Below are 14,653 nucleotides of genomic sequence, written 5' to 3'. Positions count from 1 at the left end.
GGGCCAATGCCAATCCGTCAGGCAAGCCTCCACGGCTCCTGCGAGCAATGCGTCCGAACCCTAAAGGTCGCGGTTATATACGTCGTTGAGGAAGCCGATTCCCTTTTCCGTCGGGGTGGCCGTGACATAGGTGAGATAGACCGGCACGCCGACCGGAAGCGCCACCACCTGTTCAGGCTCCTTCGACGCGGCCTTGATCGGCCTGCCGAGCAGCCACTTGCCCAGCCTGCGCGCATCCTCCAGCCGGATGCAGCCATTGCTCAAGTGCCTGTCCCGCTTGGCCATCAGGTCCTTGTCGGGCGTATCGTGCAGGTAGATGCCTTCGTCATTGGGGAAGAGGAACTTTGCCCGCCCCATAGAATTGTCTCGGCCGGGAAGCTGGCGCAGCCGCACCTGCTGCGTTCCGGCCGCGACCGCGGCCCAATCCACCGATGAGGGAGGCAGAACGCGCGGCGACGCGCTCCAGTCAGACAGCACTTCCATGCCCATCGCCTTCAACGACCGTCCGGAAAGGACCTTTTTGGCGATGCTTTTCTGCGCGAGGCTGACCGGCACGTTCCAATAGGGGTTGAGGATGGCGTAGTGCAGCGTCCCCGCCAGCATCGGCGTCTGCGTTTCCGGCGTGCCGACGACGACCTTCATCATCCCCTGCTGCTTGCCCGCCTGATAATACCACAGCCGACCCGATGCCGAATCGACCACGACATGGCGGGTCCAGGGTCCGGGCAGCACGCGCGTGCGCTCCAGGTTGAGCCGAAGCCGCCGCCGCTCCTCTTCGGAGCCGCCGCGTTCCACCGACTGCGCAAGCAGCTTGCGCACGCGCAGATAATGGGGGCTCATCCATTCCATCGACGCCACATAATCCTTGAAGGATTTGGGCAGTGCGGCTGCCCGCAGCACCTCGTCGTCGCGCAGCTTCTTGGGTTTCAGGTCCTCGTCGCCATAGGCCATTTCGACCTTGGGCGAGCGGCGCATGTCGCTCGCATAGCGGGCAAACGCCTTCGACAGCTTCAGTTCGGCCCGCGCGATCTGGCGAGGGTCGCCGCCACGGGCGCTCTCCATCGCTTCGCGCAGATCGTCGACCTTGTAGGTTGATGATTTCAGCCCATCGAGTTCGGCCGTCTCCAGAAACCCGATCAGCGACTGGGCTTCGGAGCCGATCTTTCCGGCAGAGGCCCAGAGCGGCCAGAATCCCCGGCTCGCGTAGAATTTCTTCAATCGTCCGCGCGCCTGGGCGCGGATTTCTATGGCGACGCTTCCTGCCCTTGCCTCATCGGCTGCCTCATCGGCGGAGGCCTCAGCGCGCGGCGCGGCGGGCGCGGAATGAGGCCATGCCGCGGCGATTGCAAACAGCAGGAAGAGGAAAAGGGGAATGCGGGCGTGCCGCATTCCCCGTGATCCGGCGATCAGCCCCGTTCACCCATGGTTGTCGGCGCGGGCGGCGGCGGAGGAGGCGGCGGAGCGACGTTGGGATGATAGATCCCGTCCGCCGTGTAATAGCCGTCAATGATTCCGTCGCCGTCACGATCGGCGGCAACCGACCCGGCAACCGCGCCCGGCGGGGGCGGAGGCGGCGCGGCGGCCGCCGGCGGCAGTTCTTCGGGTTGAGAGCAGGCGGCGAGCATCAGTCCGCCTGCCGCTGCCAGTAAGAAGGATCGAATCTGCATGGCATCTTTTCCCAAAACCACGCGCCAACCTGCTTGGCAGGAGCAAGGACATCCCATTGCGGGCGCGTTACGTCGCTAACTCTGGTTAACGGCCGATGGAATGCACCTGAACGATTTCTGTCGCCAGACGGTGCCTCATACACGGCGATGTGCGCTTTGTCGCTCTGCCCACCGTCACAAAACGTACATCCTGCCCTTGTTGCAACCGCGAAGGCTTTGGGGTAGCAGCCATCCAGCTCACCGGACCCGGCTTGCCGGGTGGCTCGGCCCGGCGCCTATCCCCGGGATAACCTGGGCATCCGATTGATGCATGCTGTCCAGTGTCGCCGGGGGCGATCCTGCTGATGGGCGCCTATGGCCACTCGCCGCTCCGGACGTTGATCGTCGGAAGCACGACGACCGCGATGATCCGCACCGTCCATGCCGGTGCTGTTGATGCGCTGATCGCCACCGCCTGATCCCGCGCTTCCCGCTCGGGCGGTAGTCATTCTGTAATCGGCGCGTCTCTCCAATGTCATCTGCCGTGCCTAGCAGCCCCCCAACACATCGACTTGTGTGCAAATTGGGGGAAAGCAATGTTTCAGGCGAATTGGCGTGCATCCAGGCTTTCCGCTGTCCTCATGGCTGCGACTTGTCTTTCGGCCCCGGCGTTTGCCGGGACGCTGACCGGCATCGTGCTTGACGGCAGCGGCACAAGCGGCCTTCAGGGGGCGGAGTTGGAGATTCAGGAGCTGAAGCGCCGCGCCTCGGCCGACATCGACGGCAGCTTTCGCTTCACCGACGTTCCTGCCGGCCGCTACACGCTGCGGGCCAGCTATGCGGGCGCCGAGACCAAGACCACCAGCGTCAATGTGACCGAAACCGGCACCACCAAAGTCGGCATAGCGCTCAGCGCCAACGGGGACGAGGAAGCCACCATCCTGGTCATCGGCCAGCAGGCGAGCCTCGGTAGCTCGATTTCCCGGCAGCGTGCCGCTGATGGCGTGGAGACGGTGCTGACCCGCGACGCGATCGGCCAGTTTCCCGACCAGAACGTCGCCGAGGCGCTTCGCCGTGCGCCGGGCGTCAATATCCTGAACGATCAGGGCGAGGGACGCTTCGTTTCCGTGCGCGGCCTCGATCCTAACCTCAATGCGGCGTCCATCAACGGCAGCCGCGTGCCGGCCCCGGAATCGGACGTGCGCTCGGTCGCGCTCGACGTCATTCCGTCGGAATTGATCGAATCGATCGAGATCAAGAAGTCGCTGACTCCGGACATGGACGCCGACACCATCGGCGCATCGATCGAGATCAATACGACGAGCGCCTTTGATCGGAAGAAGCCCTTTGTGTCGGTCACGGCCGAGGGCTCCTACAACGACCTCACCGAAAAGCTCTCTCCCAAGGGCAGCGTGGATTTCGCGACACGGCTGGGCGAGGATTTCGGCGTCGCCGGCGGCATCTCCTATTACCGGCGCAAGTTTGCGACCGACAATATCGAGGCCGAAGGCTGGAAGGAGGAGGACGGCGTTCCCTTCTTCGAAAAGCTCGAATATCGCGATTATGACGTAACGCGCGAGCGGATCGGCGCATCCCTGTCGTTCGACTGGCGGGCAAGCGACACCACCGAGCTGTACGCGCGCGGCCTGTACAGCCGGTTCGAGGACCAGGAATACCGCCGCCGCCTGATCTTCGATCTGGGCGATGCGGAGCCGGTTGGCGGCACTGCGGACAGCGCGCAGTTCGTCTCCGCCGACGACGATGGCGAGATCAAGGTGGAGCGCGACCTGAAGGACCGCAACGAAGTCCAGACCATCCGTTCCTTCGCGCTTGGCGGCAAGACCGAAACCGGCCCCTGGACGCTGAAGTATGAAGGGTCCTACGCCAAATCGGGCGAGACGGAGCGCGGTTCGATCGATCCGGTCGCATTCGCCCGCGATTTCGACGGCAGCGACGTGCTTGGCGTGGATTTCGATTTCAGCGACTATGCCAAGCCCGGCTACAGCATCACCCAGGGCGAGGATATCTTCCTTGATCCCGAGGGCTATGAGTTCGACAAGCTTGAGCGGACCACGCTCAGCAAGGCTCGCGACCGCGAGTATATGGTGCGTGCCGATATCACCCGCAGCTTCGCGCTGGCCAAGGGCGAGTTCGATGTCCAGTTCGGCGGCAAGGCGCGGTTCCGGAAAAAGAGCTATGACCTCCAGCTCGACGTGTTCGACGGCCATGACGACGATCTGACGCTCGCCGATTTCGTGGGGTCGCAGGATTATGCGCTGGCGGTGATCGATCCGGTTCCGGGCAAAACGTCGGTGCGCAATTTTGTGGGCGATTATTCCGGCTTCGAGCTGAACACGCTGGACTCCCAGTTTGAATCGAGCGTCGCCGATTTCCTGGTGAAGGAAGACATCTACGCGGGCTATCTGCTCGGCCGTTATGAAGACACGGCTCTACGAGTGATCGGCGGCGTCCGTGTCGAGCATACGAAGAACGACATCCGCGCCAGCCTGGTCGAGCTGGTCGAGGAAGGCGGCATCCGCGACGGCGTGGTGCTTGACGAGGATACCGTGTTCGTCACCCCCAACGCCTTCAAGCGCAGCTACACCGATCTGCTGCCCAGCGTGAACGTCCGCTACGAGCCCGCCCGCGACATTGTCCTGCGCGCGGGCGCGTTCAAGAGCGTCGTCCGTCCCAACATCTCCAAGCTGGCGCCGCGCTTCGTGGTGGAAGAGAATGACGACGGCGAGCGCGAAGGCGAGTTCGGCAATCCGGCCCTGAAGCCCTACAAGGCCTGGAATGTCGATCTGTCGGCCGAATGGTATTTCGGCAAGAACGCCGTGGTACAGGGCGGCTTCTTCTGGAAACGGATCAAGGATTTCATCGTCGACCGCGAGGTCGATGCCGACGAAGCGCCCTATAACGGCGTGTTCAACGGCGTGCCGTTCACCGAGGCGCTGATCCCGCTGAACGGCGACAAGGCGACCGTAAAGGGGCTGGAGTTCAGCTATCAGCAGGCGCTCACCTTCCTGCCAGCCCCGCTTGACGGCTTCCTTATCAACTTCAACTACACCTACACCGATGCGGAGGGCGACATCGGCGATCGCACGATACCGCTGCCCGCGGCATCGAAGCACACGTTCAACGCGATCCTCGGCTATGAAAAAGGCCCGGTCAGCATCCGCCTGGCAGGGGCCTATCGTTCGGGCTATCTGGACGAGCTTGGCGGCAGCGCCGAGGAAGACCGCTATGTCCGCAAGCACTTCCAGTTCGACGTCAGCGGCAAGTATCGAATCACGCGCAACCTGCAGGTCTTCGCCGAACTCGTGAATGGCTTTGATGAACCCTATATCGCCTATCAGAAAGGCCCCGGCAGCCGCCGTCTGCTGCAGTATGAAGAATATAGCTGGACCGGCAAGTTCGGCGTGAAGGCGAACTTCTGATGGCCCGGCACCTGCTTTCCATCGCCGCCGCCGTCGCCGGGCTGACCTTGACCGGCCCCGCCGTCGCGGCCGGACTCCACGATGTTCCCGCCCCGTCGGATGCTCCCGAAACGCTGACCGCGATCATCGAGATTCCGGCCGGAACGGATGTGAAGTACGAGATCGACGCTGACGGCCGGATCTTCGTGGACCGCTTCATGGCGTTGCCCGTCGTCTATCCCGCCAACTATGGCTCGATCGCGGGAACCAGGGCCGAGGATGGCGATCCGCTCGACATCCTCGTCTTTTCCCGAAGGGCGATTGCGCCGGGCGCGCTCATCCGGGTGCGGCCGATCGGGGTTTTGCGGATGAAGGACGGGCCGGACACCGACGACAAGGTCATCGCGGTTCCGGTCTCGAAGGTCGACAAGAGCTATGAGCCTGTGAAATCGGTGGCCGATCTTCCCCCGGGCGACCGGGATCGGCTGCTGGCCTTCTTCCGCATCTACAAGCAGGATGCGTCCGGCAAGACGCCGATCCTGCTGTCCGGCTTCGGCGACGCGGACGAGGCAAAGGCCCTGCTGCGCGGCGGCTTCAAGCCTGCGTTCGGCAAATAGCTTCGGGGAACCAGACCATGACCGGACCCAATCGCCTGCTCGCAGCGTCCATGCTTGCGTTGCTCTCGGCCTGTTCCCCTGCCGAAGAGGAGATTCCGCAGGGAACCGCCGCGCGCGGCGATCCGGCGCGGGCAGTGCCCGCCGCAGTCGAGACGCTGGTGACGACAGACCCGAAAGTCGACGCCGACGATCCCGCGCTCTGGGCCGATCCGAGCAACCCCGCCCGCGCGGTGATGTTCGGCACGGACAAGTCCGATGGGCTTTATGTGCACGACATGCATGGCAAGGTGCGGCAGTTCCTTGCCGACGGGCCGCTCAACAACGTCGATCTGCGCTCCGGTTTCGTCGTCGGCGGCAAGGAATATGTTCTCGTCGCCGCGACCGAGCGGAAGCGTTTTGGCATCATGACCTATCTGTTCGATCCCGAAACGCTGGATACGAAGCCCTATGGCTTCATCCCGACGGGCGAGGAGTTCGGGGAGCCCTATGGCTTCTGCATGGGCAAATGGGGAGACGCCTTTCATCTTGTCCCCAACAACAAGGCCGGCGTGATCCGCCGCTATCGCGTGACCGCCGGGGCATCGGGCCCGCAAGTGGCGATGACCGGAGCGTTCAAGGTCGGCGGCCAGCCCGAAGGCTGTGTCGTCGATGACGAGACGGGGCGTCTCTATGTGGGGGAGGAGGATGTCGCGATCTGGCGGTTCCCCTTGGACGCGTCCGAGGGGACCAGGCCCGTGCAGGTCGCCGCGATCGACGGGACACGGCTGACCGCCGATGTCGAAGGCCTGGCTGTGATGCGCGATCGCGGCAAGACCTATCTGATCGCCTCCAGCCAGGGCGATGCGACCTATCCGGTCTGGCAGGTCGAGGGCGACAGTTACGCCTACAAGGGCCGCTTCGCCGTGGAGGGCGGGGCGATCGATCCCGTCACCGGCACCGATGGCCTCACTGCCTGGAGCGGCCCCATCGGCCCGTTCCCCGAAGGCGCGCTCGCCATGCACGACACGGACGACGGCGCCGGACAGCAGAACTTCAAGCTGGTGGATTGGCGCGAGGTGCGCCGCGCGCTGGCTCTGCAATAGCCGGTGTCGGGAGTCAGGTTTTTGGCGCCTTGGGGAACCCTGGTGGAGCCGAGGGGAATCGAACCCCTGACCTCTGCAGTGCGATTGCAGCGCTCTCCCATCTGAGCTACGGCCCCGTCCCGGGTGGCGCTCCGTATAAGGAGCGCGCATGGCCGATGCAACGGGATTTCAACATCGCGCCGCCGTCCGGACCCGGCTCATATTCTTTCGCGCACGATCCGGCGAAATGCCGGAACCACGGCAGGCCGATCCCGTTTCCCTAACGTGCTGCGGATATGGCGCGCCCCCCGCTGGATGGCGCGCATGCAGCCCGCACTACCCTAGGATGAAGAGGAGGACCTGACATGGCTTATGACCGATATGGCCGCGACCGTTATTCCACCCGCGAAAGTAGCTATGGCCGCTCGACGGAAGACTATGACTATGACGATCGCGGCTTTTTCGACCGTGCCGGCGACGAGGTGAGATCGTGGTTCGGCGACGATGAGGCCGAACGCCGCCGCCGCCGGGACGCCCGGTATGACGAGCAGGGCAGCGACGATCAGGGCCGCACCTCCGGCGGCGGAGGCTATCGCCCGGCCTATGGCGGAGACCGTGATCGCGAGGGGTCAAGCCGCTATGCCTCCAGCGCGCGCAGCGGTTACGGATATGACAATGACTATGGCATGGGGTCCTATGGCGAGCGCCAGGAATATTATGGCCAGCGCTCAACCCCGCGCCAATATGCGGGCAGCGGATTTTCCGAGCGCGGCGGCCGGGGTGGCGGGCGTGGTCGCGGAGGCGGCGGCCGTATGTCCCATCAGGGCGACAGCGACTATCACCAGTGGCGGAACCGCCAGATAGAAGCGCTGGACCGCGAGTATGACGATTATCGCCGTGAGCGCCAAAGCCGTTTCGAAAGCGACTTCGGCGGCTGGAGGCAGCAACGCGCCACCCAGAGGCAGCATCTGACCCAGGCGCGCGAGAACATGGAGGTCGTCGGTTCCGACGGCGAACATGTGGGTAAGGTGGACAAGGTGCGCGGCGACCGCATCAAGCTGGCCAAGAATGACGAGGATGCCGGCGGACGCCATCATTATGTGCCCTGCTCATGGATCCAGTCGGTCGAGAGCAACAAGGTGACGCTCAACCGAACTGCGGATCAGGCGCATAGGGAGTGGCAGGCCGAGCGGGAAGACAGCTCCGGCAATCTCACCTCCTCGTCCTTTTGAGCGCAGGCGCGAACAGCGCAGAAAGGCCGGTCGCGCGCGCGGCCGGCTTTTTTGCGGGGTGCGCTCACGCTCAAGGGAACGAAACGGTCCCGCCGGCGATCATCCCTTGCTCAATGCAGAGGAACGCAAATGCTGAAGAACATCCTTGGCGCAGCCGCCGGATATGCGGCTTCGAAGAATCTAAGATCAATCGACGGTGCGGCAGGTGCGACGCTGGGCGCGGTCGCCGCTTCGGTCATCGCGCGGATGAGCCTGATCGGACTCGCCGGCGTGCTGGCGGGCGGGTATCTGGTGAAAAACTATCTGGAGCGGCCATAGCGTTCGCCGTGCGGCGGAAAGGCTGGATGCCCCGCGTGGATTCGAACCACGATTAACGGAGTCAGAGTCCGGAGTCTTACCATTAGACGACGGGGCATCGGGCCGGGCGGGTAGATAGGCACCTGCCGGGCCGCTGTCAACGTGGCGACGGGCTCATTTTGCGCCGCCATATGACCTCACCGTTTCAGTTGCGCGTCAGCCGGAGCCGGTGTTACACCTTTCGGCAAGTGCCCGTTCAGTCCGGATGGGTGAAATGACGTTGAAAGGGCGGCATGTCGACGAGCGCCGTCAATATCCCTGCGCCGGCGCAGGGCGGTTTGGTTATTGATCATGGCGCTTTGGTCCCGGAGCGCGGAGCGGAAGCCGATCGCGGACGCGCCCGCCGGACCTATGCCGCAATCGACCTTGGCACCAACAACTGCCGTCTGCTTGTCGCTCGTCCCGCGCGCGACGGCTTTGTCATCGTCGACGCCTTTTCCCGGATCGTGCGGCTCGGTGAGGGCATGGGTGCAACGGGCATCATCTCTCCCGATGCGCAGAACCGGGCGATGGATGCGCTGGCGCAATGCGCTGAGAAGCTCAATCGCAGAAATGTATCCGTCGCGCGCTCGGTGGCGACCGAGGCATGTCGCCGCGCCACCAACGGGCCGGATTTCGTCGCCCGCGTGTTCGAGGAGACGGGCATCGCGCTGGACGTGATCTCGCCCGCCGAGGAAGCGCGGCTGGCGGTGCTCGGCTGCCAGTCGTTGCTGGACGATGACGATCGGCCGGCGCTGATCTTCGACATCGGCGGCGGTTCGACCGAGCTTGTGCTTCTGAACCGGCGCATTGGCCGCAAGGTGGAAATCATCAATTGGGTCAGCGTCCCCTGGGGTGTGGTTTCGCTTGCCGAAACGGAACCCCGCGAGCATGCCCGCGCCGATGGCCGTCGCGCGGCCTATCTGCGCATGCAGGAACGGATCAGGGATGTGGTTGCCGATTTCGCGGCGTCGGCGAAGGTCGATTTTTCCGGCGGCCAGTTGCTTGGCACCAGCGGCACGGTGACGACGCTCGCCAGCCTTCATCTCGATCTTCCGGCCTATGACCGGCGCAAGGTGGACGGCTGCATCGTCCCCGCCACGGCAATGCGGGACATCAGCGAGCGTCTGTCTTCCCAATCGGTGAGCGAGCGGGCGGCCAGGGCATGCATCGGGCTGGAGCGCGCGGATCTTGTCGTCGCGGGCTGCGCCATATTGGAAGCGATATTGGACGCCTGGCCCGCCAATGAACTGAAGGTTGCGGACCGGGGCATCCGGGAAGGCATATTGCGCGCGATGATGGTGCGCGACGGGCACATCTTCTGATGGCGGTCGATCGGATGAAGCAGCGCGTCAAGACCGCGCGCCGTCGCAGCGCCGCCTCCACCCGTTGGCTGGAGCGGCAGTTGAACGATCCCTATGTGCACAAGGCGAGGGCGGAGGGCTATCGGTCGCGCGCGGCCTACAAGCTTATCGAGCTTGATGAGCGGTTCGGCTTCCTGAAAGGGGTGAGGAACGTGGTCGACCTGGGTGCCGCCCCGGGGGGCTGGTGCCAGGTCGTGGTTAATAAACACCCTAAGGCGCAAATTGTTGCCATTGATCTTTTGGATATGGACGAACTGCCGAACACCACTATCCTGAAGATGGACTTCCTGTCCGATGAGGCACCCCAGGCGTTGATCGGCGCACTTGGCGCAAAGGCCGACATCGTCCTTTCGGATATGGCCGCCAATACGGTCGGCCACCAGCAGACCGACCATTTGCGCACCATGGCGCTTGTCGAGGCGGGGCTTGATTTCGCCACCGGGATATTGGCCGATGGCGGGACCTATGTCGCAAAGGTGCTTGCGGGCGGGGCGGACAAGGATCTGGTTGCCGCGCTGAAGCGCAACTTCCAGAGCGTCAAGCATGCCAAGCCGCCGGCCAGCCGCAAGGATTCTTCGGAATGGTATGTCATCGCGCAGGGTTTCAAGGCCGCGAAAGCATCCGAGCCGGGAACATGAACCGGCCTTCCGGTGTTGCGCCTGAAGGTGCGCTTTGCCAAGCATGAGCCTGCCCACTGCCGGGAGGTGTATAATGCGTTCCATTGTTCTTGCCGCCGCATTCGGACTTTGCGCGTGCACGGCGGCAAATACGTCGGCTCCGGCGGCTGCGCCCGTCCCAGCGTTTCCGGCGATTTCCGTCGCCACGCTGAAGACGGTCACCCAAACGCTTTCGTCGGACGCATTTGAAGGGCGCGCGCCCGCGACACCGGCTGAGGATAAGACGGTCAGCTACATCGCTGCGCAGTTCGAAGCGGCGGGGCTGAAGCCGGGCAATGGCGAAAGCTGGTATCAGGACGTGCCGCTGGTTGAAATCACGGCGACGAGCAAGCCGGCCCTCACCGTCACCGGCGGCGACCAGCGCCTTACCTTTGCCTATCAGACCGACATGATGGCGGGCACCCGCCACGCCGTGCCGAAGGTAGAGGTGTCGCAATCCGACATCGTCTTGGCGGGCTATGGCATAAATGCACCGGAACGGGGCTGGAACGATTATGCGAATGTCGACGTAAAGGGAAAGACCGTCGTCGTCCTCGTCAACGATCCGGACTGGCAGCAGCCGCTGGGGCAGGGCGATTTCGAGGGCCGGGCGATGACCTATTACGGCCGCTGGACCTACAAGTTCGAAGAGGCGGCCCGGCAGGGCGCCGCCGCCGTGTTCATCGTCCACGATACCGAGCCCGCGTCCTATGGCTGGAATGTGGTGCAATCCTCCTGGGGCGGGCCGCTTCTCGACATGCAGAGCGCGGACGACGGCCGCAGCAATGTGCCGGTGCAGGGCTGGCTCAGCAACGATGCGGCGCGGCGTCTGCTTGCCGCCGCCGGGCAGGATCTGGATGCGCTGACCGCTGCGGCCAAGCAGAAGGGCTTTCGTCCTGTCGCGCTTGGCCTGAAGGCGTCGGTCAGCCTTCAGAACAGCATCCGCAAGCAGATGTCGAAGAATGTCATCGGCGTGCTGCCGGGCGCGACCCGACCCGACGAAACGGTGCTTTACACCGCGCATTGGGATCATCTGGGCCGGTGCGGGGCAGACCGGACCGGCGACGACATCTGCAACGGCGCGCTGGACAACGCCAGCGGCATCGCGGCGCTGGTCGCGCTCGCCAAGGCGCATGTCGACGAAGGCGCGCCCGCGCGCTCGCTCGTATTCCTTGCAGTGACGGCGGAGGAATCCGGGCTGATCGGATCGGACTATTACGCGACACATCCGGTCTATCCGCTGGGCAAGACGGTGGGCGGCATCAACATCGACGTGCTGAACGTGGCAGGCCGCGCGCGCGACATGGTCGTCGTCGGGCGGGGCAAGTCGGAGCTTGAAGCCATTTTGGAACGCTGGTCCGCCCGGCAGGACCGCGTCGTGCTTGCCGAGCCCACGCCCGAGCGCGGCTATTTCTATCGCTCCGACCATTTCAGCCTCGCAAAACAGGGCGTACCGATGCTCTATGCCGAGGCGGGCGAGGATCTGCGCGACGGCGGCGTCGCCGCGGGCAAGGCCGCGGCGGATGATTACACCGCCAACCGCTATCACGGACCCAAGGACGAATATGACGCGAACTGGGACTGGTCGGGCGCTGTCGAAGATCTGCAACTTTATTATGCCATCGGCCGCGAGCTTGCCGCTGGCAATCAGTGGCCGAACTGGTATCCGGCGGCGGAGTTTCGTGCCGCGCGCGACAGATCGCGCGCCGGACAGTGATGAGGGAATTGTCTTGAAGAACCGCCAGCCCGCCGAATGGTCGCCGCACCAGAGCGTCTGGACCGCCTGGCCGTCCGCCACCGACCTCTGGCTGGACGATCTTGCGCCCGCGCGGGAGGAGGTCGGCGCGCTCATCAGGGCGATCGACGACGGCGGCAGCGGGGAAATCGTCGAGGTGCTTGCGGCGAACGAGAGCGCCGTCGCCGATGCGGAAGCGGCGCTTCGGGGCACCCGCGCGCACGTTCATCACGCGCCGTTCGGCGACATCTGGCTGCGCGACACCGGGCCGATCTTCGTCAGGGGCGAAGGGGGGCTGACCGCCGTCGATTTCGGATTCAACGGCTGGGGCGGTAAATATGACCTGCCCAATGACGACACCGTCGCCGCCTCCATCGCACGGCTGACCCATACGCCGCTCAGGTCGTCCGACTGGATTTTCGAGGGCGGGGCGATCGACGTCGACGGCACCGGCCTGGCGGTCACGACCGAACAATGCCTGCTCAACCCCAATCGCAATCCCGGCATGTCGAAAGGGGAGATCGAGGCCCGGCTTTCCGACGATCTGGGCATCGAACGGCTGCTGTGGCTGGGTGACGGATTGCTCAACGACCACACCGACGGCCATGTCGACAATCTCGCCCGCTTCGCGGCCCCCGGCGTTCTGCTGCTGCCCGAGGCCGCGAGCTTCGACGATCCCAACGCGGGCGTCTTCGCAGATGCGCGCGCCCGCGCCGAGGCATTCGGCCTGAAAGTGATCGGCGTTCCGTCGCCGGGCAGGGTCATATGCGATGGCGATGTGGTTCCGGCGTCCTATATGAACTTCTATATCGGCAACAGCGTGGTGGTGGTGCCGCTTTACGGCGCGCCTAACGACGATGCCGCCGTGGAGGTGATCGGCAGCCTCTTCCCCGAGCGAAAGGCGGTGGGGCTCCGAGCAGATCATATCCTGACGGGCGGCGGCAGCTTCCACTGCATCACCCAGCAGATGCCTGCGATTGATTGAGGGCTGAAAATGACTACGGATGTGACGGTCGCCGCGCTGCAACTCGCCTTCTCGGACGACATCCAGGCCAATATCGAGGCCGTTTCAGCTCTTGTGCGCGAGGCGGCGGGCAAGGGGGCAAAGATCATCCTCCCGCCGGAACTGTTCGAGGGACATTATTTCTGCCGGGTGGAGGACGAGGGCCTGTTTGCTCGCGCCCGCCCGGTGGAGGAGCATCCCGCCGTGCTTGCGATGCAAAAGCTCGCGGCGGAGCTGAAGGTCTACATCCCCACCAGCTTCTTCGAGGCGGACGGCCCGCATCATTACAACAGCCTCGCCATGATCGACGACGAGGGCGAGGTGATGGGCGTCTATCGCAAGTCCCATATTCCCGATGGTCCGGGCTATGAGGAGAAATTCTATTTCAGGCCCGGCAATACCGGCTTCAAGGTATGGAAGACACGCTACGGGACGATCGGCGTCGGCATCTGCTGGGATCAATGGTATCCCGAAACCGCGCGCGCGATGATGCTGATGGGGGCGGATATCCTGTTCTTCCCCACCGCGATCGGCAACGAGCCGCACGACCCCGACCTCGACACCAGCCGCATGTGGCAGCGCGCGATGGTGGGCCACAGCGTGTCCAATGTCGTGCCCGTGGTCGCCGCCAACCGCATCGGCACCGAGGACTGGCAGACCTTCTACGGCCACAGCTTCATCGCCGACGAGCGGGGTGACTATGTCCAGAACTTCGGCCGCGAGGAGACGGGCGTTCTGGTCGCGACGATCGATCTTGATCGGGTGCGCCGCCACCGCGCCGCCTTCGGCTTCTTCCGTGATCGCAGGCCGGAGCTTTACGGGCGGCTGGTGCAGGACATCTGACGCGCCGCTTCAGGGCTTCAGGGCCATCGCCTCTGCAAAGACGGCCTCGAACATTTTCGGCGTCAGCCTGCCCGTGTTCTGATTGTAACTGGAGCAGTGATAGCTGTCGAAAACCAGAACGCCCGACGGCATGCGGTGCCGCGCGCCATGACCAAACGGGCATTTGGGCAGCTTGCCGCCCAGCGCCTTGACGGCGGATTGATGCGCGATCTGCCCCAGCGCCACCACCGCCTTCAGATTCGGCAGCGCGCCGAGCCCGGCCTCCAGGAAGGGGCGGCAGTTCCGCACCTCCTCGGGAGTCGGCTTGTTCTGCGGCGGCACGCACCTGACCGCGTTGATGATGATCGCGCCGTTCAGTTCCAGCCCGTCGTCCGCGCGCTGCTGAAACTCCCCGGTCGCAAGGCCGACCTTCAGCAGCGTGTTGTAGAAAAGCGGGCCGGACCTGTCGCCGGTGAAGGGGCGGCCGGTACGGTTTGCGCCCTGGAGGCCAGGGGCAAGCCCCACGATGGCGAGCCAGGCGTCGGGGTCGCCGAAGCTCTGGACCGGGGCGTTCCACCAGTCCGGAAAGGCCGTGCGCTGCTGATGGCGGAAATCCACCAGGCGCGGGCACAAGGGGCAGTCATGATCCGGCTCGCTGTCGCCAAGCGGGCTGGGCAGGGGCCTGTGGCGCGATGGCAGATGTGCGCCATAAGCCCCGGTGATTTCGTTTCTGGTCGTTGTCATGCACTTCGTCTAGGCGGT

At 64.4% G+C, this 14,653-nt stretch carries 14 protein-coding genes, 2 tRNA genes and 1 other annotated feature; of the genes, 11 read left to right on the top strand and 5 right to left on the bottom strand.

The genetic code is table 11. The features are described from left to right. Nucleotides 1-60: 60 nt before the first annotated feature. Together BSL82_RS02955 and BSL82_RS02950 are read right to left on the bottom strand one after the other, a co-directional pair. Entirely contained in the window at nucleotides 61-1,389 is a 1,329-nt protein-coding gene (locus BSL82_RS02955; protein ID WP_072595964.1) for a L,D-transpeptidase scaffold domain-containing protein, read from the bottom strand. Nucleotides 1,390-1,406: 17 nt separating this feature from the next. Next, nucleotides 1,407-1,667: a hypothetical protein gene (locus BSL82_RS02950; protein ID WP_072595963.1), complete on the bottom strand. Its 261-nt coding sequence runs from the start codon at nucleotides 1,665-1,667 to the stop codon at nucleotides 1,407-1,409. A gap of 239 nt (nucleotides 1,668-1,906) precedes the next feature. Beyond that, nucleotides 1,907-1,959: a sequence feature (sul1 is cis-regulatory element that is thought to sense ions involved in sulfur or methionine metabolism; They are found in Alphaproteobacteria), on the top strand. Nucleotides 1,960-1,987: 28 nt separating this feature from the next. Here BSL82_RS02950 and BSL82_RS20290 point away from each other — a divergent pair. The 4 genes from BSL82_RS20290 to BSL82_RS02935 all read left to right on the top strand — a co-directional run bounded on the left by BSL82_RS20290 (nucleotide 1,988) and on the right by BSL82_RS02935 (nucleotide 6,764). Further along, entirely contained in the window at nucleotides 1,988-2,125 is a 138-nt protein-coding gene (locus BSL82_RS20290) for an adenine nucleotide alpha hydrolase family protein (protein WP_158010640.1), read from the top strand. Between the two features lie 162 nt (nucleotides 2,126-2,287). Beyond that, nucleotides 2,288-5,086 (top strand): TonB-dependent receptor, encoded by a 2,799-nt coding sequence (locus tag BSL82_RS02945; protein ID WP_226998603.1) that lies wholly within the window; start codon nucleotides 2,288-2,290, stop codon nucleotides 5,084-5,086. Then, nucleotides 5,086-5,682, top strand: coding sequence for an inorganic diphosphatase (locus BSL82_RS02940; protein WP_072595961.1), 597 nt, complete (start codon nucleotides 5,086-5,088; stop codon nucleotides 5,680-5,682). The genes BSL82_RS02945 and BSL82_RS02940 overlap by 1 nt, the downstream gene beginning before the upstream one ends. A gap of 17 nt (nucleotides 5,683-5,699) precedes the next feature. Beyond that, on the top strand, nucleotides 5,700-6,764 hold the full coding sequence (locus BSL82_RS02935; RefSeq protein WP_072595960.1) for a phytase: 1,065 nt from the start codon (nucleotides 5,700-5,702) through the stop codon (nucleotides 6,762-6,764). A 40-nt stretch (nucleotides 6,765-6,804) separates the two neighbouring features. Here the strand turns inward: BSL82_RS02935 and BSL82_RS02930 are convergent. After that, nucleotides 6,805-6,880 (bottom strand) — tRNA-Ala (locus BSL82_RS02930). A gap of 228 nt (nucleotides 6,881-7,108) precedes the next feature. On the opposite strand from BSL82_RS02930, the gene BSL82_RS02925 reads away from it, so the two are divergent. After that, nucleotides 7,109-7,975: a DUF2171 domain-containing protein gene (locus BSL82_RS02925; RefSeq protein ID WP_072595959.1), complete on the top strand. Its 867-nt coding sequence runs from the start codon at nucleotides 7,109-7,111 to the stop codon at nucleotides 7,973-7,975. A 129-nt stretch (nucleotides 7,976-8,104) separates the two neighbouring features. After that, on the top strand, nucleotides 8,105-8,293 hold the full coding sequence (locus tag BSL82_RS02920; RefSeq protein WP_072595958.1) for a hypothetical protein: 189 nt from the start codon (nucleotides 8,105-8,107) through the stop codon (nucleotides 8,291-8,293). Between the two features lie 23 nt (nucleotides 8,294-8,316). On the opposite strand, the gene BSL82_RS02915 is transcribed toward BSL82_RS02920, so the two are convergent. Then, nucleotides 8,317-8,390, bottom strand: a tRNA-Gln gene (locus BSL82_RS02915). A gap of 175 nt (nucleotides 8,391-8,565) precedes the next feature. Between BSL82_RS02915 and BSL82_RS02910 the strand changes: the two genes are divergently transcribed. From BSL82_RS02910 to aguB, 5 genes are all read left to right on the top strand, one after another. Beyond that, the gene (locus BSL82_RS02910) at nucleotides 8,566-9,636 is read left to right on the top strand and encodes a Ppx/GppA phosphatase family protein (protein ID WP_072595957.1); all 1,071 of its coding nucleotides are present in this window, start codon (nucleotides 8,566-8,568) and stop codon (nucleotides 9,634-9,636) included. After that, nucleotides 9,636-10,313 carry an RlmE family RNA methyltransferase gene (locus tag BSL82_RS02905; protein ID WP_072595956.1) on the top strand — a complete coding sequence of 226 codons (678 nt, stop codon included), beginning with the start codon at nucleotides 9,636-9,638 and terminating at the stop codon, nucleotides 10,311-10,313. Before BSL82_RS02910 ends, BSL82_RS02905 begins: the two co-directional genes overlap by 1 nt. Before the next feature lie 73 nt (nucleotides 10,314-10,386). Beyond that, a complete protein-coding gene (locus tag BSL82_RS02900) occupies nucleotides 10,387-12,048 on the top strand; it encodes a M28 family metallopeptidase (protein WP_072595955.1) in 1,662 nt (553 codons plus the stop codon). Between the two features lie 13 nt (nucleotides 12,049-12,061). After that, nucleotides 12,062-13,051, top strand: a complete 990-nt coding sequence (locus BSL82_RS02895; RefSeq protein ID WP_072598566.1) for an agmatine deiminase family protein — start codon at nucleotides 12,062-12,064, stop codon at nucleotides 13,049-13,051. Between the two features lie 9 nt (nucleotides 13,052-13,060). After that, nucleotides 13,061-13,912 (top strand): N-carbamoylputrescine amidase, encoded by an 852-nt coding sequence (gene aguB, locus BSL82_RS02890; RefSeq protein ID WP_072595954.1) that lies wholly within the window; start codon nucleotides 13,061-13,063, stop codon nucleotides 13,910-13,912. Between the two features lie 9 nt (nucleotides 13,913-13,921). Here aguB and BSL82_RS02885 read toward each other — a convergent pair whose 3' ends face one another. Next, on the bottom strand, nucleotides 13,922-14,635 hold the full coding sequence (locus BSL82_RS02885; RefSeq protein ID WP_083579006.1) for a uracil-DNA glycosylase: 714 nt from the start codon (nucleotides 14,633-14,635) through the stop codon (nucleotides 13,922-13,924). Nucleotides 14,636-14,653 lie beyond the last annotated feature (18 nt).

Origin of the sequence: Tardibacter chloracetimidivorans (assembly GCF_001890385.1) — a bacterium.
GTDB lineage: Bacteria > Pseudomonadota > Alphaproteobacteria > Sphingomonadales > Sphingomonadaceae > Tardibacter > Tardibacter chloracetimidivorans.
Note: the sequence above shows the minus strand (reverse complement) of the source record. Positions and strands in the feature narration are given on the sequence as shown.

Excerpts from the sequence above, each read along its gene's own strand:
- BSL82_RS02955 (WP_072595964.1), bottom strand. The coding sequence starts at position 1,389 with ATGCGGCACGCCCGCATTCCCCTTTTCCTCTTCCTGCTGTTTGCAATC.
- BSL82_RS02945 (WP_226998603.1), top strand. The coding sequence starts at position 2,288 with ATGGCTGCGACTTGTCTTTCGGCCCCGGCGTTTGCCGGGACGCTGACC.
- BSL82_RS02935 (WP_072595960.1), top strand. The coding sequence starts at position 5,700 with ATGACCGGACCCAATCGCCTGCTCGCAGCGTCCATGCTTGCGTTGCTC.
- BSL82_RS02950 (WP_072595963.1), bottom strand. The coding sequence starts at position 1,667 with ATGCAGATTCGATCCTTCTTACTGGCAGCGGCAGGCGGACTGATGCTC.
- BSL82_RS02910 (WP_072595957.1), top strand. The coding sequence starts at position 8,566 with ATGTCGACGAGCGCCGTCAATATCCCTGCGCCGGCGCAGGGCGGTTTG.
- BSL82_RS02925 (WP_072595959.1), top strand. The coding sequence starts at position 7,109 with ATGGCTTATGACCGATATGGCCGCGACCGTTATTCCACCCGCGAAAGT.
- BSL82_RS02885 (WP_083579006.1), bottom strand. The coding sequence starts at position 14,635 with ATGACAACGACCAGAAACGAAATCACCGGGGCTTATGGCGCACATCTG.
- aguB (WP_072595954.1), top strand. The coding sequence starts at position 13,061 with ATGACTACGGATGTGACGGTCGCCGCGCTGCAACTCGCCTTCTCGGAC.
- BSL82_RS02900 (WP_072595955.1), top strand. The coding sequence starts at position 10,387 with ATGCGTTCCATTGTTCTTGCCGCCGCATTCGGACTTTGCGCGTGCACG.
- BSL82_RS02920 (WP_072595958.1), top strand. The coding sequence starts at position 8,105 with ATGCTGAAGAACATCCTTGGCGCAGCCGCCGGATATGCGGCTTCGAAG.
- BSL82_RS02905 (WP_072595956.1), top strand. The coding sequence starts at position 9,636 with ATGGCGGTCGATCGGATGAAGCAGCGCGTCAAGACCGCGCGCCGTCGC.
- BSL82_RS02940 (WP_072595961.1), top strand. The coding sequence starts at position 5,086 with ATGGCCCGGCACCTGCTTTCCATCGCCGCCGCCGTCGCCGGGCTGACC.